The sequence below is a fragment of the Aeromonas encheleia genome, from assembly GCF_900637545.1.
Taxonomy (GTDB): Bacteria; Pseudomonadota; Gammaproteobacteria; order Enterobacterales; family Aeromonadaceae; genus Aeromonas; species Aeromonas encheleia.
This window is the reverse complement of sequence record NZ_LR134376.1, coordinates 3,437,916-3,454,979: the sequence shown is the minus strand read 5'-3', so window position 1 is coordinate 3,454,979 and position 17,064 is coordinate 3,437,916. Positions and strand designations below refer to the sequence as shown.

Here is a 17,064-nt window from a genome sequence, read left to right as displayed (position 1 = left end):
AAACAAATTTGATTTGTTAAAAAAAGCTAACAAATCGGCGTCTGTAATGTGATCTCGAACGACCGAAAGTCGACCACAGTCAAACTTTGGTTGATTAATTCAAAAAAACGCTGTGATTAATAGGGGCATTTAATTAGAGTCAGCTCATCGGATGAGGTGCTTGTTGCTGAATTGTTAATGCAGGCGAGTGCCTCAACCAGGTTCAGGATCTCATGCCGTCGTTTGTTGCAATTCGGTTATCACAAGGAGCGGTAGCCTGATTGCCGGGGCGTGAGGGGGTAGTGACAAGGACGAACAGCAGGCGTTCCAGGGAAACGGAACCGGGCCAGGTGGCCAATAGACAACAAGATTTCACTTTCCTTGATGACAGGAACAACTTATGTCCGACATGAATATTGCAGTTGATGGTCGTTTAGCCAGTCAGGCTTCCCGTGGCATCAATAAGGCCGACCTGGTCTGGATGCTGGGTCTGTACGGTACCGCTATCGGTGCCGGTGTGCTCTTCCTGCCGATCAACGCCGGTGTAGGTGGCCTCTGGCCGCTGGTTGCCATGCTGATCCTGGCTCTGCCGCTGACCTTCTTCGCTCACCGCGGTCTGGCCCGCTTCGTGCTGTCCGGCTCCACCCGTGATGGCGACATCACCGAAGTCGTAGAAGAGCACTTCGGCAAGACTGCAGGCAAATTCATCACCCTGCTCTACTTCTTTGCCATCTACCCGATCGTACTGATGTATTCGGTCGCCATCACCAACACCGTTGAGAGCGTGATTGTTCACCAGCTGGGTATGACTGCACCTCCCCGTGCCATCTTGTCGCTGGCGCTGATCCTCGGTCTGATGGCGATCGTTCGCCTCGGCGGCCAGTTCATCGTCAAGGCGATGAGCGTGCTGGTATTCCCGTTCGTGATCACCCTGATGGGCCTGGCGTTCTACCTGATCCCGCACTGGAACGGTACCATCATCACCGAAGCGCCAGCGCTGGCTGACGCCTTCAACGGTGACTTCCTCAAGACCCTGTGGCTGGCTATCCCGGTCATGGTGTTCTCCTTCAACCACTCCCCGATCATCTCCTCCTTCGCGGTGGACAACAAGGGTCGTTACGGTGAAGGTGCCGAGAAGAAGTGCAGCAACATACTGCTGGGTGCTCACGTCATGATGGTGATGACCGTCATGTTCTTCGTATTCAGCTGCGTACTGAGCCTCTCCCCGGCTGACCTGGCTGCTGCCAAAGAACAGAACATCTCCATCCTGTCCTACCTGGCCAACCACTTCGACAACCCGGTTATCGCCACTGTGGCTCCGTTGATCGCCATGGTTGCCATCAGCAAATCCTTCCTGGGTCACTACCTGGGTGCGCAAGAAGGCATGAACGGCCTGATGGCCAAGGCGCTGCGCGAGAAGGGCAAGAACGTTGACATCAAGCAGCTGAACAAGGTGACTGCGGTCTTCATGATCCTGACCACCTGGGCCATCGCCACCATCAACCCGAGCATCCTCGGCATGATCGAAGACCTGGGCGGCCCCATCATCGCCATGCTGCTGTTCCTGATGCCGATGTACGCCATCACCAAGGTTCCGGCCATGCGCAAATACGCTGGCAACATCAGCAACGGCTTCGTGACCCTGATTGGCCTGATCGCCATGTCCGGTATCATCTACAAGCTGATTGCCTGATAACTCCGGTTACGCTGTTGAAAGAAGAAGTCGCCTCGACAGAGGCGGCTTTTTTTGTTTGAGCAACGGATAGCCCTTAACAAGCAAGGGGCTGCGGCCTAACATGGCGGGGTGTTTTTCCAGTCAGGACAAAAGGATATGTCTGCGTTGAAGAAAGAGCTCGGGCTCTGGCAGGGGATGGGGCTGCTCGCCACCTCCCTGCTCGGCACCGGGATCTTCGTGGTACCGGCGACCGCGGCGTCGCTGGCGGGGGGCGCCTCGCTCTGGGCCTGGCTGTTGCTCATCGTGCTGGTGCTGCCCATCGCCTTCACCTTCGCCCGCCTCGGCCGCCGTTATCCCCACGCAGGCGGGGCACCCCATCTGATCGGGCTGGCGTTTGGCAACGGCGCCGAGCGTTTCTCCGCCTTCCTGTTTCTGGCGGTGCTGCCGGTGGGGCTGCCCGCCGCGCTCACCATAGCCGCCGGCTTCTGGCACGCCCTGTTCGATGTGGGCGAGCTGACCCTGTGGGCCATCCAGCTGTTGACCCTGCTCGGGGTCTTCCTGCTCGGCCTGCGCGGCGCCCGCTCCTCCGGCAACCTGCAACTGCTCATCGCGCTGGCGATCCTGGGGCTGACCCTGCTCATCTGGATCAAGGGAGATCTCAGCTGGCGCGACGCGGCCCAGCCGCTGCCGACGGCAGCCGAGTGGCCCGCCATGGGCACGGCGCTGGCGGTGATGTTCTGGTGTTTCGTCGGGCTGGAGGCCTTCGCCCACATGGGGGAGGAGTTCAAGCGGCCGGAGCGGGACTACCCGCTGGCTCTGCTCGGCGGCGTGCTGCTGGCGGGGCTGATCTACTGGGTCCACTCGCTGGTGGTGCTCAAATATGGGCTCTATGGCGATGAGGCGACCAATGCCACCGCCATCCCGGCCCTGCTCTCGCTGCTGTTCGGGCCGACCGCCAAGTGGCTGGTGGCGGTGCTCGGCTACCTCTCCTGCTTTGCCAGCATCAACATCTATCTGCAGGGTTTTGCCCGCCTGATCTGGAGCATGGCGCGGGAAGGCAAGCTGCCGGTCTCCCTCTCCCGGCTCAGCGCCCGCGGTGCCCCGCTGGCGGCCCTGTGCTGGGTGCTCGCCATCTGCCTGCTCTCCATCACCCTGATCCTCTGGTGGCGGCTGCCGCTCGATGCGCTCATTCGCTATGCCAACGGCAACTTCGTGCTGGTCTACCTGCTCTGCATGGCGGCGGGCTGGCGCCTGCTCGGCGGGGTGGGCAAGGGGCTGGCGGGCCTGAGCGTGCTGCTCTGCCTGGCGGTGCTGGTGGCGCTCGCCTCCGAGGTGCTCTACGCCCTGCTGCTGAGCGCGGGCTATGGCCTCTTCTCCCTGTGGCGGCGCCATCGTCGTCGGGGCCATGCCAGCCGCCTCTCGACCATCGAGTAACACCGTGTCACGGATAAAAAAAGCCCCGCCAATGCAGGGCTTTTTCATAGTGCTCGACGTTAACCGTCAGTCGTCATCGAGGCCGAGCCGCTCGGCGAGCCGTTGCAACTCGTCGCGCCAGCCCTGCTGCAGCCGCGGGGTCTGATGCCTGGGCTTGCGGGCGAGATCGGCGGCCAGCAGGCCATCCAGCTCGTACCAGCGTGCCAGCAGCGCCTCGTCGCTCTCCGCCCGGGTAGTCTCCTCCGTCGGCGCCTCATGGGGGGCGATGCTGCCGGGGGGCAGGCTGTCGCCGCGCAGCTCGGCATAGGCTTGCTCGGCGCCGTAGGCCTCCAGGATCCTGCCCTCCCTGATCACCCAGAAGCGGTTGCAGCTGCGCTCGATCAGATCCCGGTCGTGGGAGATCAACAGCACCCCGCCGGCAAACTGCGCCAGCGCCTCGGCCAGCTCCTCCTTGCCCTCCAGATCCAGATGGTTGCTGGGCTCATCGAGCCAGAGCAGGTGATGGCTCGCCAGCGACAGGGCGAGAAACAGCAGCCTGGCCCGCTCGCCGCCGCTTAAGGCATGCACCCGCTGGCCGTGACGGGCGTAGGGGAAGCCCGCGCGGATCAGGGCCTGGCGCAGGCTTATCGCCGGCAGCGGGGCCAGGGCATAGAGCGCATCGGTCAGGGTGGCCTGGCCGTCGAGTTGCTGCAGGGACTGATCGTAGTAGGCGATGCTGGCCGCGGGGTGACGGTACCAGCCCTCACCCTGGCGCTGCTCGCACAGCTCACGCCAACACTGGCGCAGCAGGGAGGACTTGCCCACCCCGTTGGCACCGAGCAGGGCGACCCTGTCGCCGGAGCGCAGCCAGAGTCCCTCGGCCCGCAGCAGGGGCGGCAAGGCGGGAGCCGGGCGCACGTCGAGCGCCTCCAGCCGCAGCAGGGCGTCGGCGGGCAGCCCCAGCCCGTGCAGCTCGAGCCGCCAGGGGGCGCCGGCGCCGACCAGGCTCTGCTCCTCCCGCAGCCTGACGATCCGCTTATCCATGGACTTGGCCTGGCGCACCAGCTTGGCGTTGTCATGCTCCCGTCCCCAGATGGCGAGCCGCTTGCTGCTGGCACTCAGGCGGTCGATCTCCTTCTGCTCATCGGCCCGGCGCTGGCGGGCGCTCTCATCCTCCTGTACCAGCGCCGCCCTGGCCTGGCTGCAGGGCAGGGCGAAGCGATAGAGGCGTCTGTCCCGCAGGATCAGGGTGTCCTGGGTGACCCGGTCGAGCAGGCGGCCATCGTGGGAGACCAGCACCAAGGCCCCGCGCCAGCCCTGCAGGAACTGCTCAAGCCAGAGCAGGGAGGGAAGATCCAGGTGGTTGCTTGGCTCGTCGAGCAGCAGCAGATTGGGTTGGCGCAGCAGGGCCCGGCCCAGTTGCAATCGGCTGTGCTGGCCGCCGCTCAGGCTGGTGACGACCTGGGTGGCGTGCGGCGCCAGCTGCAGATCCTCGAGCATCTTGTCCAGCTGCCAGCCGAGGGCGGGATCGTCCGCCACGGCATCGCCGAGCGCGGCGCGGGTGCTGAGTCCGTGCAAACGGCTGGGAAGGTGCTGCGTCACGAACTCGCAGCGACAGGGGGCGGCTCTGTGGATGCGCCCGTCATGGGGCTCGACCTGGCCGGCCAGCAGGCTGAGCAGGGTGCTCTTGCCGCTACCGTTGGCGCCGATGAGGCCGATGCGGTCACCGCTGTGGATGCTGAGATCGATGCTGTCGAACAGGGGAAGCTCTCCCGCGTTCATCTGCAGGGAGTGGGTGCTCATCAAAGTTGTCATGCTCTTGCTCTCTAAAATGCGGGATCGAAAATCCCTGTCATCAGGAGCGCTGGCGACAACGGTCGAGAAAGGTCTCGGTCAAGAAGGGAGTCGGCTTTGCTCGAACCCGCTATCGCAGCGCGATGGTATGCAGGCAAGAGCACTCGAATGTGCCGAACAGGCGGGCCGAGAACATCGGACACGCTTGGATAACCATTTTTTACCTCCTTATTTTCGTGATGGCACCGTGCGGCGATTATAGGCACAGAAGAAAAGGGTCGTCTATCGGGGCCATGAGGTGTCAAGACAGGTGGGGGGAGAGGCACGGGGGAAGGGGAATGAGAGCGGCCTCAGCCTGCGATAACGCAACAGCCCCGCGATGCGGGGCTGTGTTACAAAGGTGGTGGATGTAAGCGAGCCAGTCAGTCGCGGGGAGTCTTGAGCGCCTGGATCACGTCGTCGCCGGGGGCCAGCTCGCTGACGTGGTTGAAGCTGTCGAGCCCGGCCTGCGGGTTGATGGTGAACGCATCGGCGCTGAGGTAGCCGCCGCTGCCGGCGCTCTCCACTATGACGATGAGCTCCGGCTGCTTGTCACCGTTGAGATCCTGCAGCTTCAGCTCCTTGATGCCGCCGTCCCGCGCCTGCACCTTGCCATCGATGAACTGATCGAGGGGGAACTGGGGGTTGGCGCCGGAGTAGAGGCGCACGTCATAGCTGCCGATGGAGGCAGGTTCACCGCGTCCCTCGGCGACGGTGAGCACCTGACCGGTGGGGAGCGTCAGCTGCTTGAAGAAGCCCTCTGCCGCCTGGCTGGTCAGTGGCAGAGTGAGCAGTCCGAGAGTAATCAATAAGGCTTTCATGGATGTGACCCTTGTTGCTGCTGGGATGGCAGGGGCTTGCCCCTGCCGTCATGTCTGTGTTCGGCGCCGGACTCCGTGTTGGTCCGGCGCCTTCTCTTTTACTACCCTATCCGGTGCGCTTGGCCGGGTCCAGACAGGGAGGATTTCTCTGCCCTCTCTATTACCATATCTTGACCCGTTTGGCAGGGTCCAGATAGAGCTTGTCGCCCGGCTGGATGTTGAACGCCTCGTAGAAGGCGGGGATGTTCGGCACCACCCCGTTGACCCGATACTCGGGCGGGGAGTGGGGATCCGAGGAGAGCAGCATCTGCATCAGCTCGGGTCTGTACATGCCCTTCCACACCTGGGCCCAGCCGAGGAAGAAGCGCTGCTCGCCGGTGAAACCGTCCAGCACAGGCGCTTCTTCGCCCTTGAGCGACAGCAGGTAGGCCTTGTGGGCTATGGTGAGGCCGCCGAGATCGCCGATGTTCTCCCCCAGGGTGAACTGGCCGTTGACGTACTGGCCCTTGATGGGCTCGAAGCGGTTGTACTGGGCCACCAGCCGGCTGGTGCGGAAGCGGAACTCCTTGAGATCGCTTGGGGTCCACCAGTCGCGCATCACGCCGTCGCCGTCGGACTTGGCACCCTGATCGTCGAAGCCGTGGCCCATCTCGTGGCCGATCACGCCGCCGATGGCACCGTAGTTGACCGCGTCATCCGCTGTCATGTCGAAGAAGGGGGGCTGCAGTATGGCGGCCGGGAATACTATCTCGTTGTTGCTCGGGTTGTAGTAGGCGTTCACCGTCTGCGGTGACATGTGCCACTCGTCCCTGTCCACCGGCTTGCCGAGGCGGGCCAGGTTGTCGGCGTATTCGAAGGCGCGGGCCCGCTGCAGGTTGCCCACCAGATCGTCCTGGCGGATCTCGATGGCGCTGTAATCCTTCCACTTGTCCGGGTAGCCGATCTTGGGCCTGAACTTGGCGAGTTTGGCCAGGGCCTGGGTCTTGGTGGTCGGCGACATCCAGTCCAGCCCCTCGATGCTCTGGCCGTAGGCGGTGCGCAGGTTCTCCACCAGCAGCTCCATGCGGGCCTTGGCCTGGGGCGGGAAGTAGCGCTCCACATAGAGCTGGCCGACCGCCTCACCCAGCAGATCGTCAAGCACCCCGAGCGCACGCTCCCAGGGGGCACGCTGCTTGGGGGTACCGCTCAGGGTGGTGCCGAAGAAGGCGAAGTTCTGGCGGTCGGTCTGGCCGTCGAGATAGGGGGCGTAATCGGTGATGAGGTGCCACTTGAGGTAGGCTTGCCAGTCGCCGATCGGGGTCTGCTGCATCAGGCCGTTGAGGGCCGACAGATAGCTGGGCTGGCCGATCACCAGGCTGCTCTGGCCGGCGAGGCCGGCCTGGCCGAGATAGGCGTCCCAGTCAATGCTCGGGGCTAGGCGCTTGAGCTCGCCGAGGGAGCCCTTGTTGTAGTTCTTCTCCCGATCCCGCAGGGCCACGTTGTCCCACTGGATCTGGGCGATCCGGGTCTCCAGGGCCAGGATGCGTTTCGCCTTGGGTCCCGCATCCGTCTCGCCGAAGCGGCTCAACATGCCGGCGATGTGCTGCTCGTACTTCTGTCTCAGCGCCTGGCTGGCCGCATCGCTCTTGAGGTAGTAATCCCGGTCCGGCAGGCCGAGCCCGGACTGATAGAGGTAGACCGCATAGCTGTCCGGCGCCTTGGCGTCGGCATCGATCCAGAAGCCGAAGGGGGCATTGCCGCCGATGCGGCCGGCCTGGGCGAAGGACTTGGCCAGGGTGCTCTGGTCGCTGATCCGGTCTATCTCGCTGAGCTGGGGCAGCAGCGGGGCCGTGCCCTTGGCGTCTCGCGTGGCCTGATCCAGGTAGCTGCGATAGAGATCGTGGATCTGCTGGGCCGGCGTTCCCGCCGCGGCCGCCTTGCCGTCCAGCCCTTCCACCAGCACCCGCACATCGGCGAGGGACTTGTCCCGCAGCAGGTAGAAGGCGCCGTCGGCCGGCCTGTCGTCCGGGATCTTGGCCGTCGCGAGCCAGTGGCCGTTCACGTAGCGGAAGAAGTCATCACCGGGCTTGACCCGGGTGTCCATGTTGGCCAGCGCGAGGCCGGAGTGCTTGCTTGCTGTGTCCGGCGCCTGACTACAACCGGCTAACAACGCCAACCCGATGAGGCCGGCCAGTATGCTTTTCTTATTGTTCATTCGCTTGATTCCAATTCGGGTTATTCAGCTTCCCAGCCCAGCTCGGGAGGGATCTCACTCTAGCAGTCCGGTTACAGCTTGATAAGCCTGACTCTGCTAAGATCCTCCCAGCCGTTTTGGGGAAGCCTATGATTTCTCGTATTTATTCTTGTTTTTGTCAGACTCTGCCAGCGCCGGAAGGTTCCAAAGGCCTGCTGGTGGCCTTCAGTGGCGGGCTCGATTCCACCGTCTTGCTGGTGCTGGCGGTGCAATTTGCCCGCGAACACCGGCTCGGGCTGCGCGCCCTGCACGTGCATCACGGCCTGAGCCCCCATGCCGACGCCTGGGTGGCACACTGCGAAGGCCTGTGCCGGCAGCTGGCGGTGCCGCTCCTGGTCGAGCGGGTGCAGCTGGCGCGTGGCAACGGTGAGAGTCTGGAGGCCCAGGCCCGTGAGGCGCGCTATCTGTGCCTGGCCGCCCACCTCGGGCAGGGAGAGTGGCTGCTCAGCGCCCATCACCAGGACGATCAGCTGGAGACCCTGCTGCTGGCGCTCAAGCGCGGTGCCGGCTTGCGGGGGCTGGCGGGCACAGTGCCGAGCCAGCCCTTCGCCGGTGGCCGCCTGCTGCGGCCGCTGCTCGAGGTCAGCCGGGCCGAGCTGGCGGAGGCGGCGGCGAGCCTGCCCCATGGCTGGGTGGAGGATGAGAGCAATCTGGACGAGAGCTATGATCGCAACTTCCTGCGCCAGACGCTGATCCCGCAGCTCAAGGCGCGCTGGCCCGCCATGGCCCAGACGGCAGCGCGCAGCATGGCGATCTGCGCCGAACAGGAGGCCTTGATCACCGAGCTGGCGGAAGAGGATTGGCATAGAGCCGGGGAGGGGGATGCCTTGCATATAGCTCCGTTGCAGGCCCTGTCGCCGGCCCGGCGCAACAACCTGCTGCGCCACTGGATCCGCCGCCAGGGCGGGGAGATGCCTTCGCGGGAGCTGCTTGGCCTGCTCTGGCAGGAGGTGGCGCTGGCGCGGGAGGATGCTAATCCGCAGTTGGGCTTGAAGGATCTGGAGTGCCGCCGCTTTCAGGGACGGCTGTATCTGGTGCAGCCCAATCTGCTGCCCCGGCACGAGGAGTTGCCCATCCGGGTGGGAGAGTCGGTTGAGCTGCCGGACGGGCTGGGCCGGCTCAGCCTGTGCCTGCAACCCGAGGGGGAGGGGCTACGCTTGCCCCGGGCGGACGAGCCGCTGTCGGTGCGTTTTCAGGTGGCGGCGGGCAGCATGCTCAAACCGGTGGGGCGGGTGGGCAGCCGGCGGCTGAAGAAGCTGCTGCAGGAGTATGGAGTCCCTTCCTGGCAGCGGGGCCGCATCCCCATCCTCTATTACGGCGAGCAGGTGGCGGCGGTTGCCGGCCTCTTCGTCTGTGATGGCTTTCAGGTGCCGGCGGGCGGCATCGGCTGGCATTGGCAGAAACCTGAGCCAGTCGAGATTTGAACCCTGCCCATCACTCCGATGGGCCGGTGACTGCGGCCCGCTTGCGGGCGTATGGATGAGGGCATCGGCTGGCACTGCAGATACGGAATCCGGCCAAGGGGTGAGCCTTACCCGTTACTCCGATGGGTCGGTGACTCCGGCCCGTTTGCGGGCGTAGAGGTGGGCATCCGCCGCCTCATACAGGCTCTGCACATCCACTCCGGCCTGCCAGCTGGCGGCACCCAGGCTGCAGCTGACCGCGAAGGCGCTGAGCTCCTCGTGGCTGTGCATCACGTGTTGCAGGCGTAGCCAGACCGGGCGCCAGGCCTCGGGGTCGGCGGGTTGCAGCAAGAGCGCGAACTCGTCACCACCGAGGCGAAAGGCCTGATCCGTGCCGCGGATGCAGCCGTTGAGCAGTTGCGCGAAGCGGCTCAGCACCAGATCCCCCACCGGGTGACCCCAGGTGTCGTTGACCTGCTTGAACCTGTCCAGATCCAGCAACACCAGCACCAGGCCGTGGGATTCCCGGCAGTGCTGCTCCACCGCACGACCTATGGCCTCATCGAAGTAGGAGCGGTTGCCGAGCCCGGTCAGGTGATCGAGCCGTACCTGCCGCTCCAGCCCATCCAGCCGCAGATAGAGCGGCAGTGGCAGGCAAAGCAGCTGATGATACTGGCGCAGCAGCCGCTGCTGATCGTCGCTCAGGGGCTGCTCCAGCTCGTATTGCAGCAGACCGAGGCGCTGATCATGCTGGCCGCGCAACTCGAATCGATAGCTATGCAGCACCTGATGGGTCTGGGGCGGCCGGCAGATGAGGCTATGGGGCTGGCCGCAGTCGAGATGGAGGCTATGGATACGGACAACCTTTGCCACCCGCTCGGCAAAGATTGCCAGCAGGGCGTCAAGATCCCGTTGTGCCAGCAGCCGTTCGAGCAACTGCTGGCGCTCCTGGCCGGCCAGCGGCCTGAGCCGCTCCATCTGCTGCACCCACTGCTCGATGCCATGCCCGAAGCCATTCAATGATGATGTGTTTTCCACGCGACAGCCCCTAACCATCCAGCTTGCTTGTCCTTGCCTGACCCTTCCCTGCAATACTTGTGCCCTAAATATGTTCGATAGTGAACAAGGGCGCTGGCTAGGCTTAACGAAACAAAAAGGGAGGAAAAAAGAGGTGGTTGGCGGGGTGCCGGCGGTGTGGCTAACGCCTCGTCGGCCCCGTCGTGGATGGGTGGCCCAGTGCAGAACCGACGGGCTTGGGCCCAGTGTAGAACCGCCAGAGGCAAGCGCGGGTGAAATGGACGCCGGGAGCCTGAGGCGTTTCCTCAACGCCGGTGAAGGGGTTGGCCTAGCGGCCGCCGCGCCGGGAGATGAATGGGAGAAGCCATTGTATGCAGACGTATTGATCCTGCTGCTCGCCGCCGTCCTGCTGGTGGCGATCTTCCGGCGCCTCGGCCAGCCGGTGATCCTCGCTTACCTGTTCGTCGGCATGCTGCTCGGCCCCCATGGCGCCGCCATCGTCACCGGGCAGGCGATCATGCAGACCATAGGGGAGCTCGGCATCGTCTTCCTGATGTTCTCCCTCGGGCTCGAGTTCTCACTGCCGCGCCTGCTCTCCATGCGCAAGCTGGTGCTGGGGGTCGGCGGCCTGCAGGTGCTGCTCACCACCTCGCTGTTCTTCTGGCTAGGGTGGTGGTGGGGGCTGACCCTGCCCCAGGCGCTGGTGGTCTCGGGCACCCTGGCGCTCTCCTCCACCGCCGTGGTGATCAAGCAGCTGGGGGAGCTAAAACAATTGCACACCCGCCGCGCCCAGCTCGGGGTGAGCATCTTGCTGTTCCAGGACCTGGCGGTGGTGCCGCTGCTGGTGATGATCCCCATACTCGCCAGGCCCGAGGTGCAGGGCAGCGCCCTGCTGGCGGAGATCGCCTGGGCCTCCCTCAAGGGGTTATTCGCCCTGATCGCCCTGCTCGCGGTGGGAAAATGGCTGCTGCCCACCCTGTTTCACGAGGTGGCACGGGCGCGCTCCGACGAGCTGTTCGTGCTCAGCGCCCTGCTGGTGGCCTTGCTGGCGGCGTCGCTGACCCAGTGGATGGGGCTCTCCATGGCGCTCGGTGCCTTCCTGGCCGGCATGATGCTGGGGGAGTCCCACTATCGCCATCAGCTCGAGGTCGACATCAAGCCGTTTCGGGACGTGCTGATGGGGCTCTTCTTCATCACCATCGGCATGGCCATGGAGTGGCAGCTGGTGGCGCGGGTCTGGTGGCTGGTGCTCGCCAGCGTGCTGGGGCTGATCCTGTTCAAGTCGTTGCTGGTGCTGTTGGCGGGCCGGTTGATGGGGGAGCGCAAGCGCGATGCCATGGCGGCCGGCATCATGCTGAGCCAGGTGGGGGAGTTCGGCTTCGTGCTGCTGGCGCTGGCGAGCCACCATGGCTTGCTCAGCCAGCAGCAGGTCTCCCTGCTCATCGGCATCGGGGTCACTTCCATCGCCCTGACCCCCTGGCTGGTGCAGAAGGCGCAGGGGCTGGCCCACTCCCTCACCGATGCGGCGCTGCTCTCCCGCTCCGAGGTGGCTCAGTCGGGACTGAGCAAGCATCAGCACGTCATCATCGCCGGCTTCGGCCGCACCGGGCAGACCTGTGCCCGCTTTCTCAAGCTCGAGGAACTGCCCTTCCTCGCGCTGGATCTGGATCCGGAGCGGGTGAACGAGGCCAAGCTGGCGGGGGAGCAGGTGGCATTCGGTGACGCCAGCCGCCGGGATATCCTGCTGGCCGCCGGCCTCACCCGGGCGCGGCTGGTGATCATCACCTTCGATGATCGCAAGCGGATCGATGCCATGCTGACCCTCATCCGGGAGCTGGCGAGCGGGGTCAAGGTGCTGGTGCGCACCCGGGACGACAGCTTTCTCGAACATTACAAGCAGGCCGGGGCCTTCGAGGTGATCCCCGAATCCCAGGAGGGGGCCCTGATGCTGGTGTCCCACCTGCTGGTCAACTGCGACATCCCCATCGGCCGGGTGATCCGGCGCATGGAGCACGAGCGCAGCAGCCAGTACCGCTTCCTGCACGGCTTCTACTGGGGGGATCAGAGCGCCAACAACCTGGAGACGGATCAGCTGCTGGAGCGGCTGCACCCCGTGCTGCTGCACGATCAGGCCTGGGCGGTGGGGCGTCGGGTGCGGGAGTTGGCCCTCGGCGAGGTGCGGATCAAGGCGATCCACCGCGGCGAGCAGAGCCTGGAACCGAGACCCGAGCTGCGGCTGGCCGCCGGCGATCGGCTGGTGCTGTTTGGCAATGCGGTGGCGATGGAGCGGGCCGAGCAGCGCCTGCTGGAGGGGCACTAGGCGAGTTGTTCCCCTCACGCCTCCTCGCGGATCCGCTCCTCTATGCCCAGGAAGGCCTCGATGCGCTGGCGTTCCCCCAGCGCATCCTGATAGCCGAGCTTTATCAGCTGCTGGCAGTAACCCGGATCGAACATCAGGAAGCTGGCCAGGCTGCTGCTCTCGCTGCCGGTGACCCCCATCACCCGCAGCAGGCGGCGCACATGGGTCGGCAGCCTGGGCAGGTAGTCGAGGGCGATGAGATCCAGATCCTGGCTCGGCCTTACCACGCAGGTCTCCACCTGGCGCAGCTTCAGTCGATTGCGCTCCCGCTCCGGAATGAGTGCCAGGGTCTGGTTGATGCGTCCCAGCCGCTCCAGATCCGAATTGAGGGTGTCGGAGAAGACGGTGTTGAGCAGATGGCCGGCGATGTTGGAGCTGGTCAGATGGCCCTGATGCGGCGCTATCGCCGCCGGGTGTGGCGAGTCCAGGGTCACCAGCAGGATCCGCTCCGCCCCCAGGTGGATGGCGGGGCTCAATGGACTCAGCTGGTGGATGGAGCCATCCCCGTAGAAGCTGTCGCCGATGCGGGTAGCCGGGAAGACGAAGGGCAGCGCCGAGGAGGCCAGCAGGTGATCCGAGGTGAGCAGGGTGCGCAGGCCGCGCCGTCTGGCCCGCTCCCAGGGCTGATGCTCGGCCCGCCCCTGGAAGAAGGTGGTGGAGAGGCCGCCATCATAGTCAGAGGCGGTGATGGCGATGGCCTCCAGGCTGCCGTAGAGGATGTTGTCATCGATGCGGTGATAGTCGATGACCTGCTCCAGCAGGCGGCGCAGCGGCGCATTGTCGAACAGGTGAAAGGCGCGGTTGCTGCTCGGGCTGATGAGGCCGGCCGAGCCCTGATACAGGGTGCGCCACAGCAGCTGGCAGGGGTGGAAGTCGAAGATGTGGTGGGTCTCGAAGCGGCGCCAGATCCACTCCAGCTTGCGCACCCCAAGATGGAAGCAGGAGGCGTAGCAGGCCAGCGCCGTGACGTTCAGCGCCCCGGCCGAGGTGCCGCACAGGATGGGAAACGGGATGCCGAGGTTGCGGGGGTAGAGCTCGGCCACGGCCTTGAGGACACCGACCTGATAGGCGGCGCGGGCACCGCCACCGGTCAACAGAAGCGCTGTATTGGGTCTGGCCATGACGCTACCCCTTATGTTGTTGCCGGCAAGCAGCCACCATGGGCGGGTCTGAGCATGATGTTGCGCCTTGTTGTTGCCATCTGCGCGTTTTACCACCGAGCAATTCAACTATAAGCCGCTGTATCAAATATAAAAATGGCCGCCTCATCATTTTTTGAGGCGGCCAGTTCCAAGTGGTATCAGGCGGCGCCCTGGGGCTGGGTCAATCGATCGAAGGCGGCGAATACCGGGGGGCTGGAGAGGATGCGGCCATGGCCGAGGCCACGGGTGCTCACCAGCCGGGTGCGGCCATCCTGCGCCGCGCGCAGCGAGTCCTTATGGGGGGCGAACCTGTCCTCCTCGTCGTGGACGATGAGGGCATGGCCGGCGCGACTGGCGAGCCGGCCGAGGGGATCCACCGTGCTGAGGGGATGCTGGTATTCCTGCTCTATCTCTTTCACCACCGCATCGAACAGCCGGATGGAGTAGCCGGAGCGCGCCACCATGCCATAGAGCTGGGGCACGTAGTCGAGCACGGGGGAGATCAGCAGCAGCGGCAGCCTGTCGAGGGCGGGATGCTGGCTGGCGAGGGTGACGGCGCCGCCCATGCTGTGGGTGATGACCCCCTCGATGGGGCCGCAGCGCTCGAGCAGCTCGTCGAAGGCGCGCACGAACCTGGGCAGGTGACCGGTGTGGCCGTCGCTCTGGCCGTGGGCCGGGTGATCGTAGGCCAGCGCCGTGAAGCCCTGGGCGGCTATATGGGCCATCAGCGGGTAGAACTGGCTGGCGCTGCCGGACCAGCCGTGCATCAGCAGCCAGACGGGCCCCTGGCCGAGTCGATAGCTCATCAGCGCCCCTTCGCGGGTGTGCACCGCCTGCTGCACCAGCCCGGCCGGAGCGTCGGTTTCACGGCTGGGTCGTTGCGGGGTCAGCAACAGCTTGCTGGCGGTGCGCCTGGCGTGGGCGGGGGCCAGCACGTGGTGCAATCGGGTGCCGAGCCCCAGCAACAACTTGCTCGGGCTGAAACGGCGGGTGTTGAAATAGATCTTGCTGCTCATGGTCATCCTGTCGTTTTTATGTGCGAACGGTCGTGCTTTTTTATCGGTTTTTAAAAGGAAAACTGAAAATCAGCGCCAGCTCAGCAGCAGACTCTCCACCTCGGGCCAGAAGTGGCGGGCCGGATCCTGACACAAATCCAGCGCATTGAACACCTGATCCCCGAGATAGAGGCCATAGAGCCGGTAGACGGCGCGCCAGGGATCCAGATCCCTGCGCCACTCGCCCTGGGCCTGGCCCTGCACCACCTGGCGAGCCAGGTAGTCGAGCCAGAAGCGCACCAGCTGGCGGGCCGCCTGCTGCACCTCCCCCTCCTGGGCCGAGGTCCAGGCGTCGAGGAACATGCAGCGGCCGGCAAAACTCTGGTTCCAGGCGAGCCAGGCGTGGAGCAGGGCGGTCAGTTTCTGCTGCTGGGTCTGATGTTGCTGCCGGCGCACCGGCTGGATCACCCGCTCCCTAAACACCTCAGCGGAATAGCCCAGCACGGCGATCTGCAGGTTGTCGCGGGACTGAAAATGGGCGAACAGGCCACTCTTGGACATCTCGCACAGGCTGGCGAGGGAGCCGATGGTCAGGCTCTCCAGCCCTTGCTGGCTCGCCTGCTCGAAGGCGGTCTGCAAAATGTTGTCGCGGGTCAAACGGCCCTTGCTCATCGGCGGCTCCTCACTGTTGCCTGCAGCATAAAGTACGATCGTACTATTTGTCGAGTCACAAACCGGCGGAAGGCGCTAGACCGCCCGGGCTCAGTCGTCCTTGATGCCCATCTGCTGCAGGGCGATGACCGCCTGGGTGCGGTTCTTGACACCGAGCTTGCGGAAGATGGCGGTGATGTGGGCCTTGATGGTGGCCTCGGAGACCTTGAGCTCCCAGGCGATCTGCTTGTTGAGGCTGCCGTCGCGCAGCATGATCAGCACCTTGTACTGCTGGGGGGTGAGGCTGGCCAGCTTGCTGGCGAAGTCGGGGCCATCCTCGGACTCGGGCCGCAGGGAGATCCCCTCCGGCACCCAGTTATCGCCCCCGATCACCGTATTGAGGGCGCTGACCAGCTCCTTCATGGGGACGGACTTGGGGATGAAGCCGAGGGCACCGAGGCGCAGCACCTGCTGGATGATGGCGGGATCCTCCGAGGCGGACACCACGACGATCGGCAGATCCGGGTATTGGCCACGCAGGTAGGCGAGCCCTTCGAATCCATTTGCTCCCGGCATCTTGAGATCGAGCAGCAGCAGATCCACCTCGGGGTGTTCTCCCAGCAGCTGAGTCAGGCTGTCGATGGAGTCGGCCTCCAGCAGTCGGGCCTCGTCGATGGCCATGTGCACCGCCTGATAGAGGGCGCCCCGAAACAGGGGGTGGTCATCTGCGATGACGATGGTAAATTGGCTGTCCATTGCTCACATTATTGCTAACTGATTGTTTTGAAAAATCAAACTAGCACTGCTCCTGTGGGGGGTCAAACCCGCAGCGGTGCAAATGTGAGGCGACCATGGGATGTCGTGCCAACGGGGCCGATCCATGGCATCAACAACCCAAGCCGGAGGCAATAAATGGGATCCTTGGTACTGACGGTGGGCACGGGCTCCACCTGGGCGATGCGGGCGGCGCTGGTGCTCACCATGAGCGGGCTGGAGTGGCAGGAGCAGGTGTTCGATCTGGAGGATGCCAAGGCGCTGCAGCGGTTGAAGCGGGTCTCGCCGACCGGGTTGGTGCCCTGGCTGGATGATGGCGAACTGCGGATACACGATTCGCTGGCCATCGCCGAATACCTGCATGAACTGTGCCCGGAACGGCGGCTCTACCCGCAGGATAGGGCCGAGCGCGCCCTGGCCCGCAGCCTGTGCGCCGAGCTGCACTCGGGCTTTGGCCAGATCCGCAGCCGCCTGCCCTTCTTCCTGGGGGCGCCGACCCAGTGCGAGCCGCCGGTGGAGACCATAGGCGAGCTGGCCAGGTTGCAGACGCTCTGGTCCCAGGCGAGGGGCACCTTCTATTTCGAGGAGGCGGGGATCATCGACGCCTTCTACGCGGTGATGGCCTACCGGCTGGCGAGCTATGGCATCCAGCTGCCCGGCCAGGCGGGGGCCTATCAGCAAGCCTTGCTGGCCTGGCCCCTGTGGCAGGAGACCCTGGTCAAGGCGAGGCTGCAGTGGCCGGCCATCGCCCGGCAGCTGGCATGAGGTG

General features: G+C 64.7%; 13 protein-coding genes. 5 read left to right on the top strand and 8 right to left on the bottom strand.

All coding sequences use genetic code 11. From position 1 onward, the window contains the following. Positions 1-379 precede the first annotated feature (379 nt). Together EL255_RS15900 and yjeH are read left to right on the top strand one after the other, a co-directional pair. Positions 380-1,672, top strand: coding sequence for an HAAAP family serine/threonine permease (locus tag EL255_RS15900; protein ID WP_042654047.1), 1,293 nt, complete (start codon positions 380-382; stop codon positions 1,670-1,672). A 138-nt stretch (positions 1,673-1,810) separates the two neighbouring features. Beyond that, positions 1,811-3,088, top strand: a complete 1,278-nt coding sequence (gene yjeH / locus EL255_RS15895; protein WP_042654046.1) for an L-methionine/branched-chain amino acid transporter — start codon at positions 1,811-1,813, stop codon at positions 3,086-3,088. A gap of 66 nt (positions 3,089-3,154) precedes the next feature. Here yjeH and EL255_RS15890 read toward each other — a convergent pair whose 3' ends face one another. The 3 genes from EL255_RS15890 to EL255_RS15880 all read right to left on the bottom strand — a co-directional run bounded on the left by EL255_RS15890 (position 3,155) and on the right by EL255_RS15880 (position 7,915). Beyond that, positions 3,155-4,882, bottom strand: coding sequence for an ATP-binding cassette domain-containing protein (locus tag EL255_RS15890; protein WP_042654045.1), 1,728 nt, complete (start codon positions 4,880-4,882; stop codon positions 3,155-3,157). A 401-nt stretch (positions 4,883-5,283) separates the two neighbouring features. Next, complete coding sequence (locus EL255_RS15885) at positions 5,284-5,721, bottom strand: PliI family lysozyme inhibitor of I-type lysozyme (protein WP_042654044.1); 438 nt, start codon at positions 5,719-5,721, stop codon at positions 5,284-5,286. Positions 5,722-5,881: 160 nt separating this feature from the next. Then, positions 5,882-7,915: a M13 family metallopeptidase gene (locus EL255_RS15880; RefSeq protein WP_042654043.1), complete on the bottom strand. Its 2,034-nt coding sequence runs from the start codon at positions 7,913-7,915 to the stop codon at positions 5,882-5,884. A 128-nt stretch (positions 7,916-8,043) separates the two neighbouring features. Between EL255_RS15880 and tilS the strand changes: the two genes are divergently transcribed. Beyond that, positions 8,044-9,378, top strand: a complete 1,335-nt coding sequence (tilS, locus tag EL255_RS15875) for a tRNA lysidine(34) synthetase TilS (protein ID WP_042654042.1) — start codon at positions 8,044-8,046, stop codon at positions 9,376-9,378. 114 nt (positions 9,379-9,492) lie between these two features. Here tilS and EL255_RS15870 read toward each other — a convergent pair whose 3' ends face one another. Continuing rightward, positions 9,493-10,413 (bottom strand): GGDEF domain-containing protein, encoded by a 921-nt coding sequence (locus EL255_RS15870; RefSeq protein WP_042654041.1) that lies wholly within the window; start codon positions 10,411-10,413, stop codon positions 9,493-9,495. A gap of 328 nt (positions 10,414-10,741) precedes the next feature. Between EL255_RS15870 and EL255_RS15865 the strand changes: the two genes are divergently transcribed. After that, positions 10,742-12,694 carry a cation:proton antiporter domain-containing protein gene (locus EL255_RS15865; protein WP_042654040.1) on the top strand — a complete coding sequence of 651 codons (1,953 nt, stop codon included), beginning with the start codon at positions 10,742-10,744 and terminating at the stop codon, positions 12,692-12,694. A 14-nt stretch (positions 12,695-12,708) separates the two neighbouring features. Here EL255_RS15865 and EL255_RS15860 read toward each other — a convergent pair whose 3' ends face one another. The 4 genes from EL255_RS15860 to EL255_RS15845 form a co-directional block, all read right to left on the bottom strand. Next, positions 12,709-13,854 (bottom strand): patatin-like phospholipase family protein, encoded by a 1,146-nt coding sequence (locus tag EL255_RS15860; protein WP_042654039.1) that lies wholly within the window; start codon positions 13,852-13,854, stop codon positions 12,709-12,711. 179 nt (positions 13,855-14,033) lie between these two features. After that, positions 14,034-14,891, bottom strand: a complete 858-nt coding sequence (locus tag EL255_RS15855; RefSeq protein ID WP_042654038.1) for an alpha/beta hydrolase — start codon at positions 14,889-14,891, stop codon at positions 14,034-14,036. A 69-nt stretch (positions 14,892-14,960) separates the two neighbouring features. Beyond that, positions 14,961-15,542 (bottom strand): TetR/AcrR family transcriptional regulator, encoded by a 582-nt coding sequence (locus EL255_RS15850; RefSeq protein WP_042654037.1) that lies wholly within the window; start codon positions 15,540-15,542, stop codon positions 14,961-14,963. A gap of 90 nt (positions 15,543-15,632) precedes the next feature. After that, positions 15,633-16,277, bottom strand: a complete 645-nt coding sequence (locus EL255_RS15845) for a response regulator transcription factor (RefSeq protein ID WP_042654036.1) — start codon at positions 16,275-16,277, stop codon at positions 15,633-15,635. A 156-nt stretch (positions 16,278-16,433) separates the two neighbouring features. Between EL255_RS15845 and EL255_RS15840 the strand changes: the two genes are divergently transcribed. Continuing rightward, complete coding sequence (locus tag EL255_RS15840) at positions 16,434-17,060, top strand: glutathione S-transferase (RefSeq protein ID WP_042654035.1); 627 nt, start codon at positions 16,434-16,436, stop codon at positions 17,058-17,060. The last annotated feature ends 4 nt before the right edge of the window (positions 17,061-17,064 follow it).

Bases quoted from the DNA above. Each gene is read 5' to 3' on its own strand.
- yjeH (WP_042654046.1), top strand. From the start codon at position 1,811: ATGTCTGCGTTGAAGAAAGAGCTCGGGCTCTGGCAGGGGATGGGGCTG.
- EL255_RS15890 (WP_042654045.1), bottom strand. From the start codon at position 4,882: ATGACAACTTTGATGAGCACCCACTCCCTGCAGATGAACGCGGGAGAG.
- EL255_RS15860 (WP_042654039.1), bottom strand. From the start codon at position 13,854: ATGGCCAGACCCAATACAGCGCTTCTGTTGACCGGTGGCGGTGCCCGC.
- EL255_RS15900 (WP_042654047.1), top strand. From the start codon at position 380: ATGTCCGACATGAATATTGCAGTTGATGGTCGTTTAGCCAGTCAGGCT.
- EL255_RS15855 (WP_042654038.1), bottom strand. From the start codon at position 14,891: ATGAGCAGCAAGATCTATTTCAACACCCGCCGTTTCAGCCCGAGCAAG.
- EL255_RS15850 (WP_042654037.1), bottom strand. From the start codon at position 15,542: ATGAGCAAGGGCCGTTTGACCCGCGACAACATTTTGCAGACCGCCTTC.
- EL255_RS15880 (WP_042654043.1), bottom strand. From the start codon at position 7,915: ATGAACAATAAGAAAAGCATACTGGCCGGCCTCATCGGGTTGGCGTTG.
- EL255_RS15840 (WP_042654035.1), top strand. From the start codon at position 16,434: ATGGGATCCTTGGTACTGACGGTGGGCACGGGCTCCACCTGGGCGATG.
- tilS (WP_042654042.1), top strand. From the start codon at position 8,044: ATGATTTCTCGTATTTATTCTTGTTTTTGTCAGACTCTGCCAGCGCCG.
- EL255_RS15870 (WP_042654041.1), bottom strand. From the start codon at position 10,413: ATGGTTAGGGGCTGTCGCGTGGAAAACACATCATCATTGAATGGCTTC.
- EL255_RS15845 (WP_042654036.1), bottom strand. From the start codon at position 16,277: ATGGACAGCCAATTTACCATCGTCATCGCAGATGACCACCCCCTGTTT.
- EL255_RS15885 (WP_042654044.1), bottom strand. From the start codon at position 5,721: ATGAAAGCCTTATTGATTACTCTCGGACTGCTCACTCTGCCACTGACC.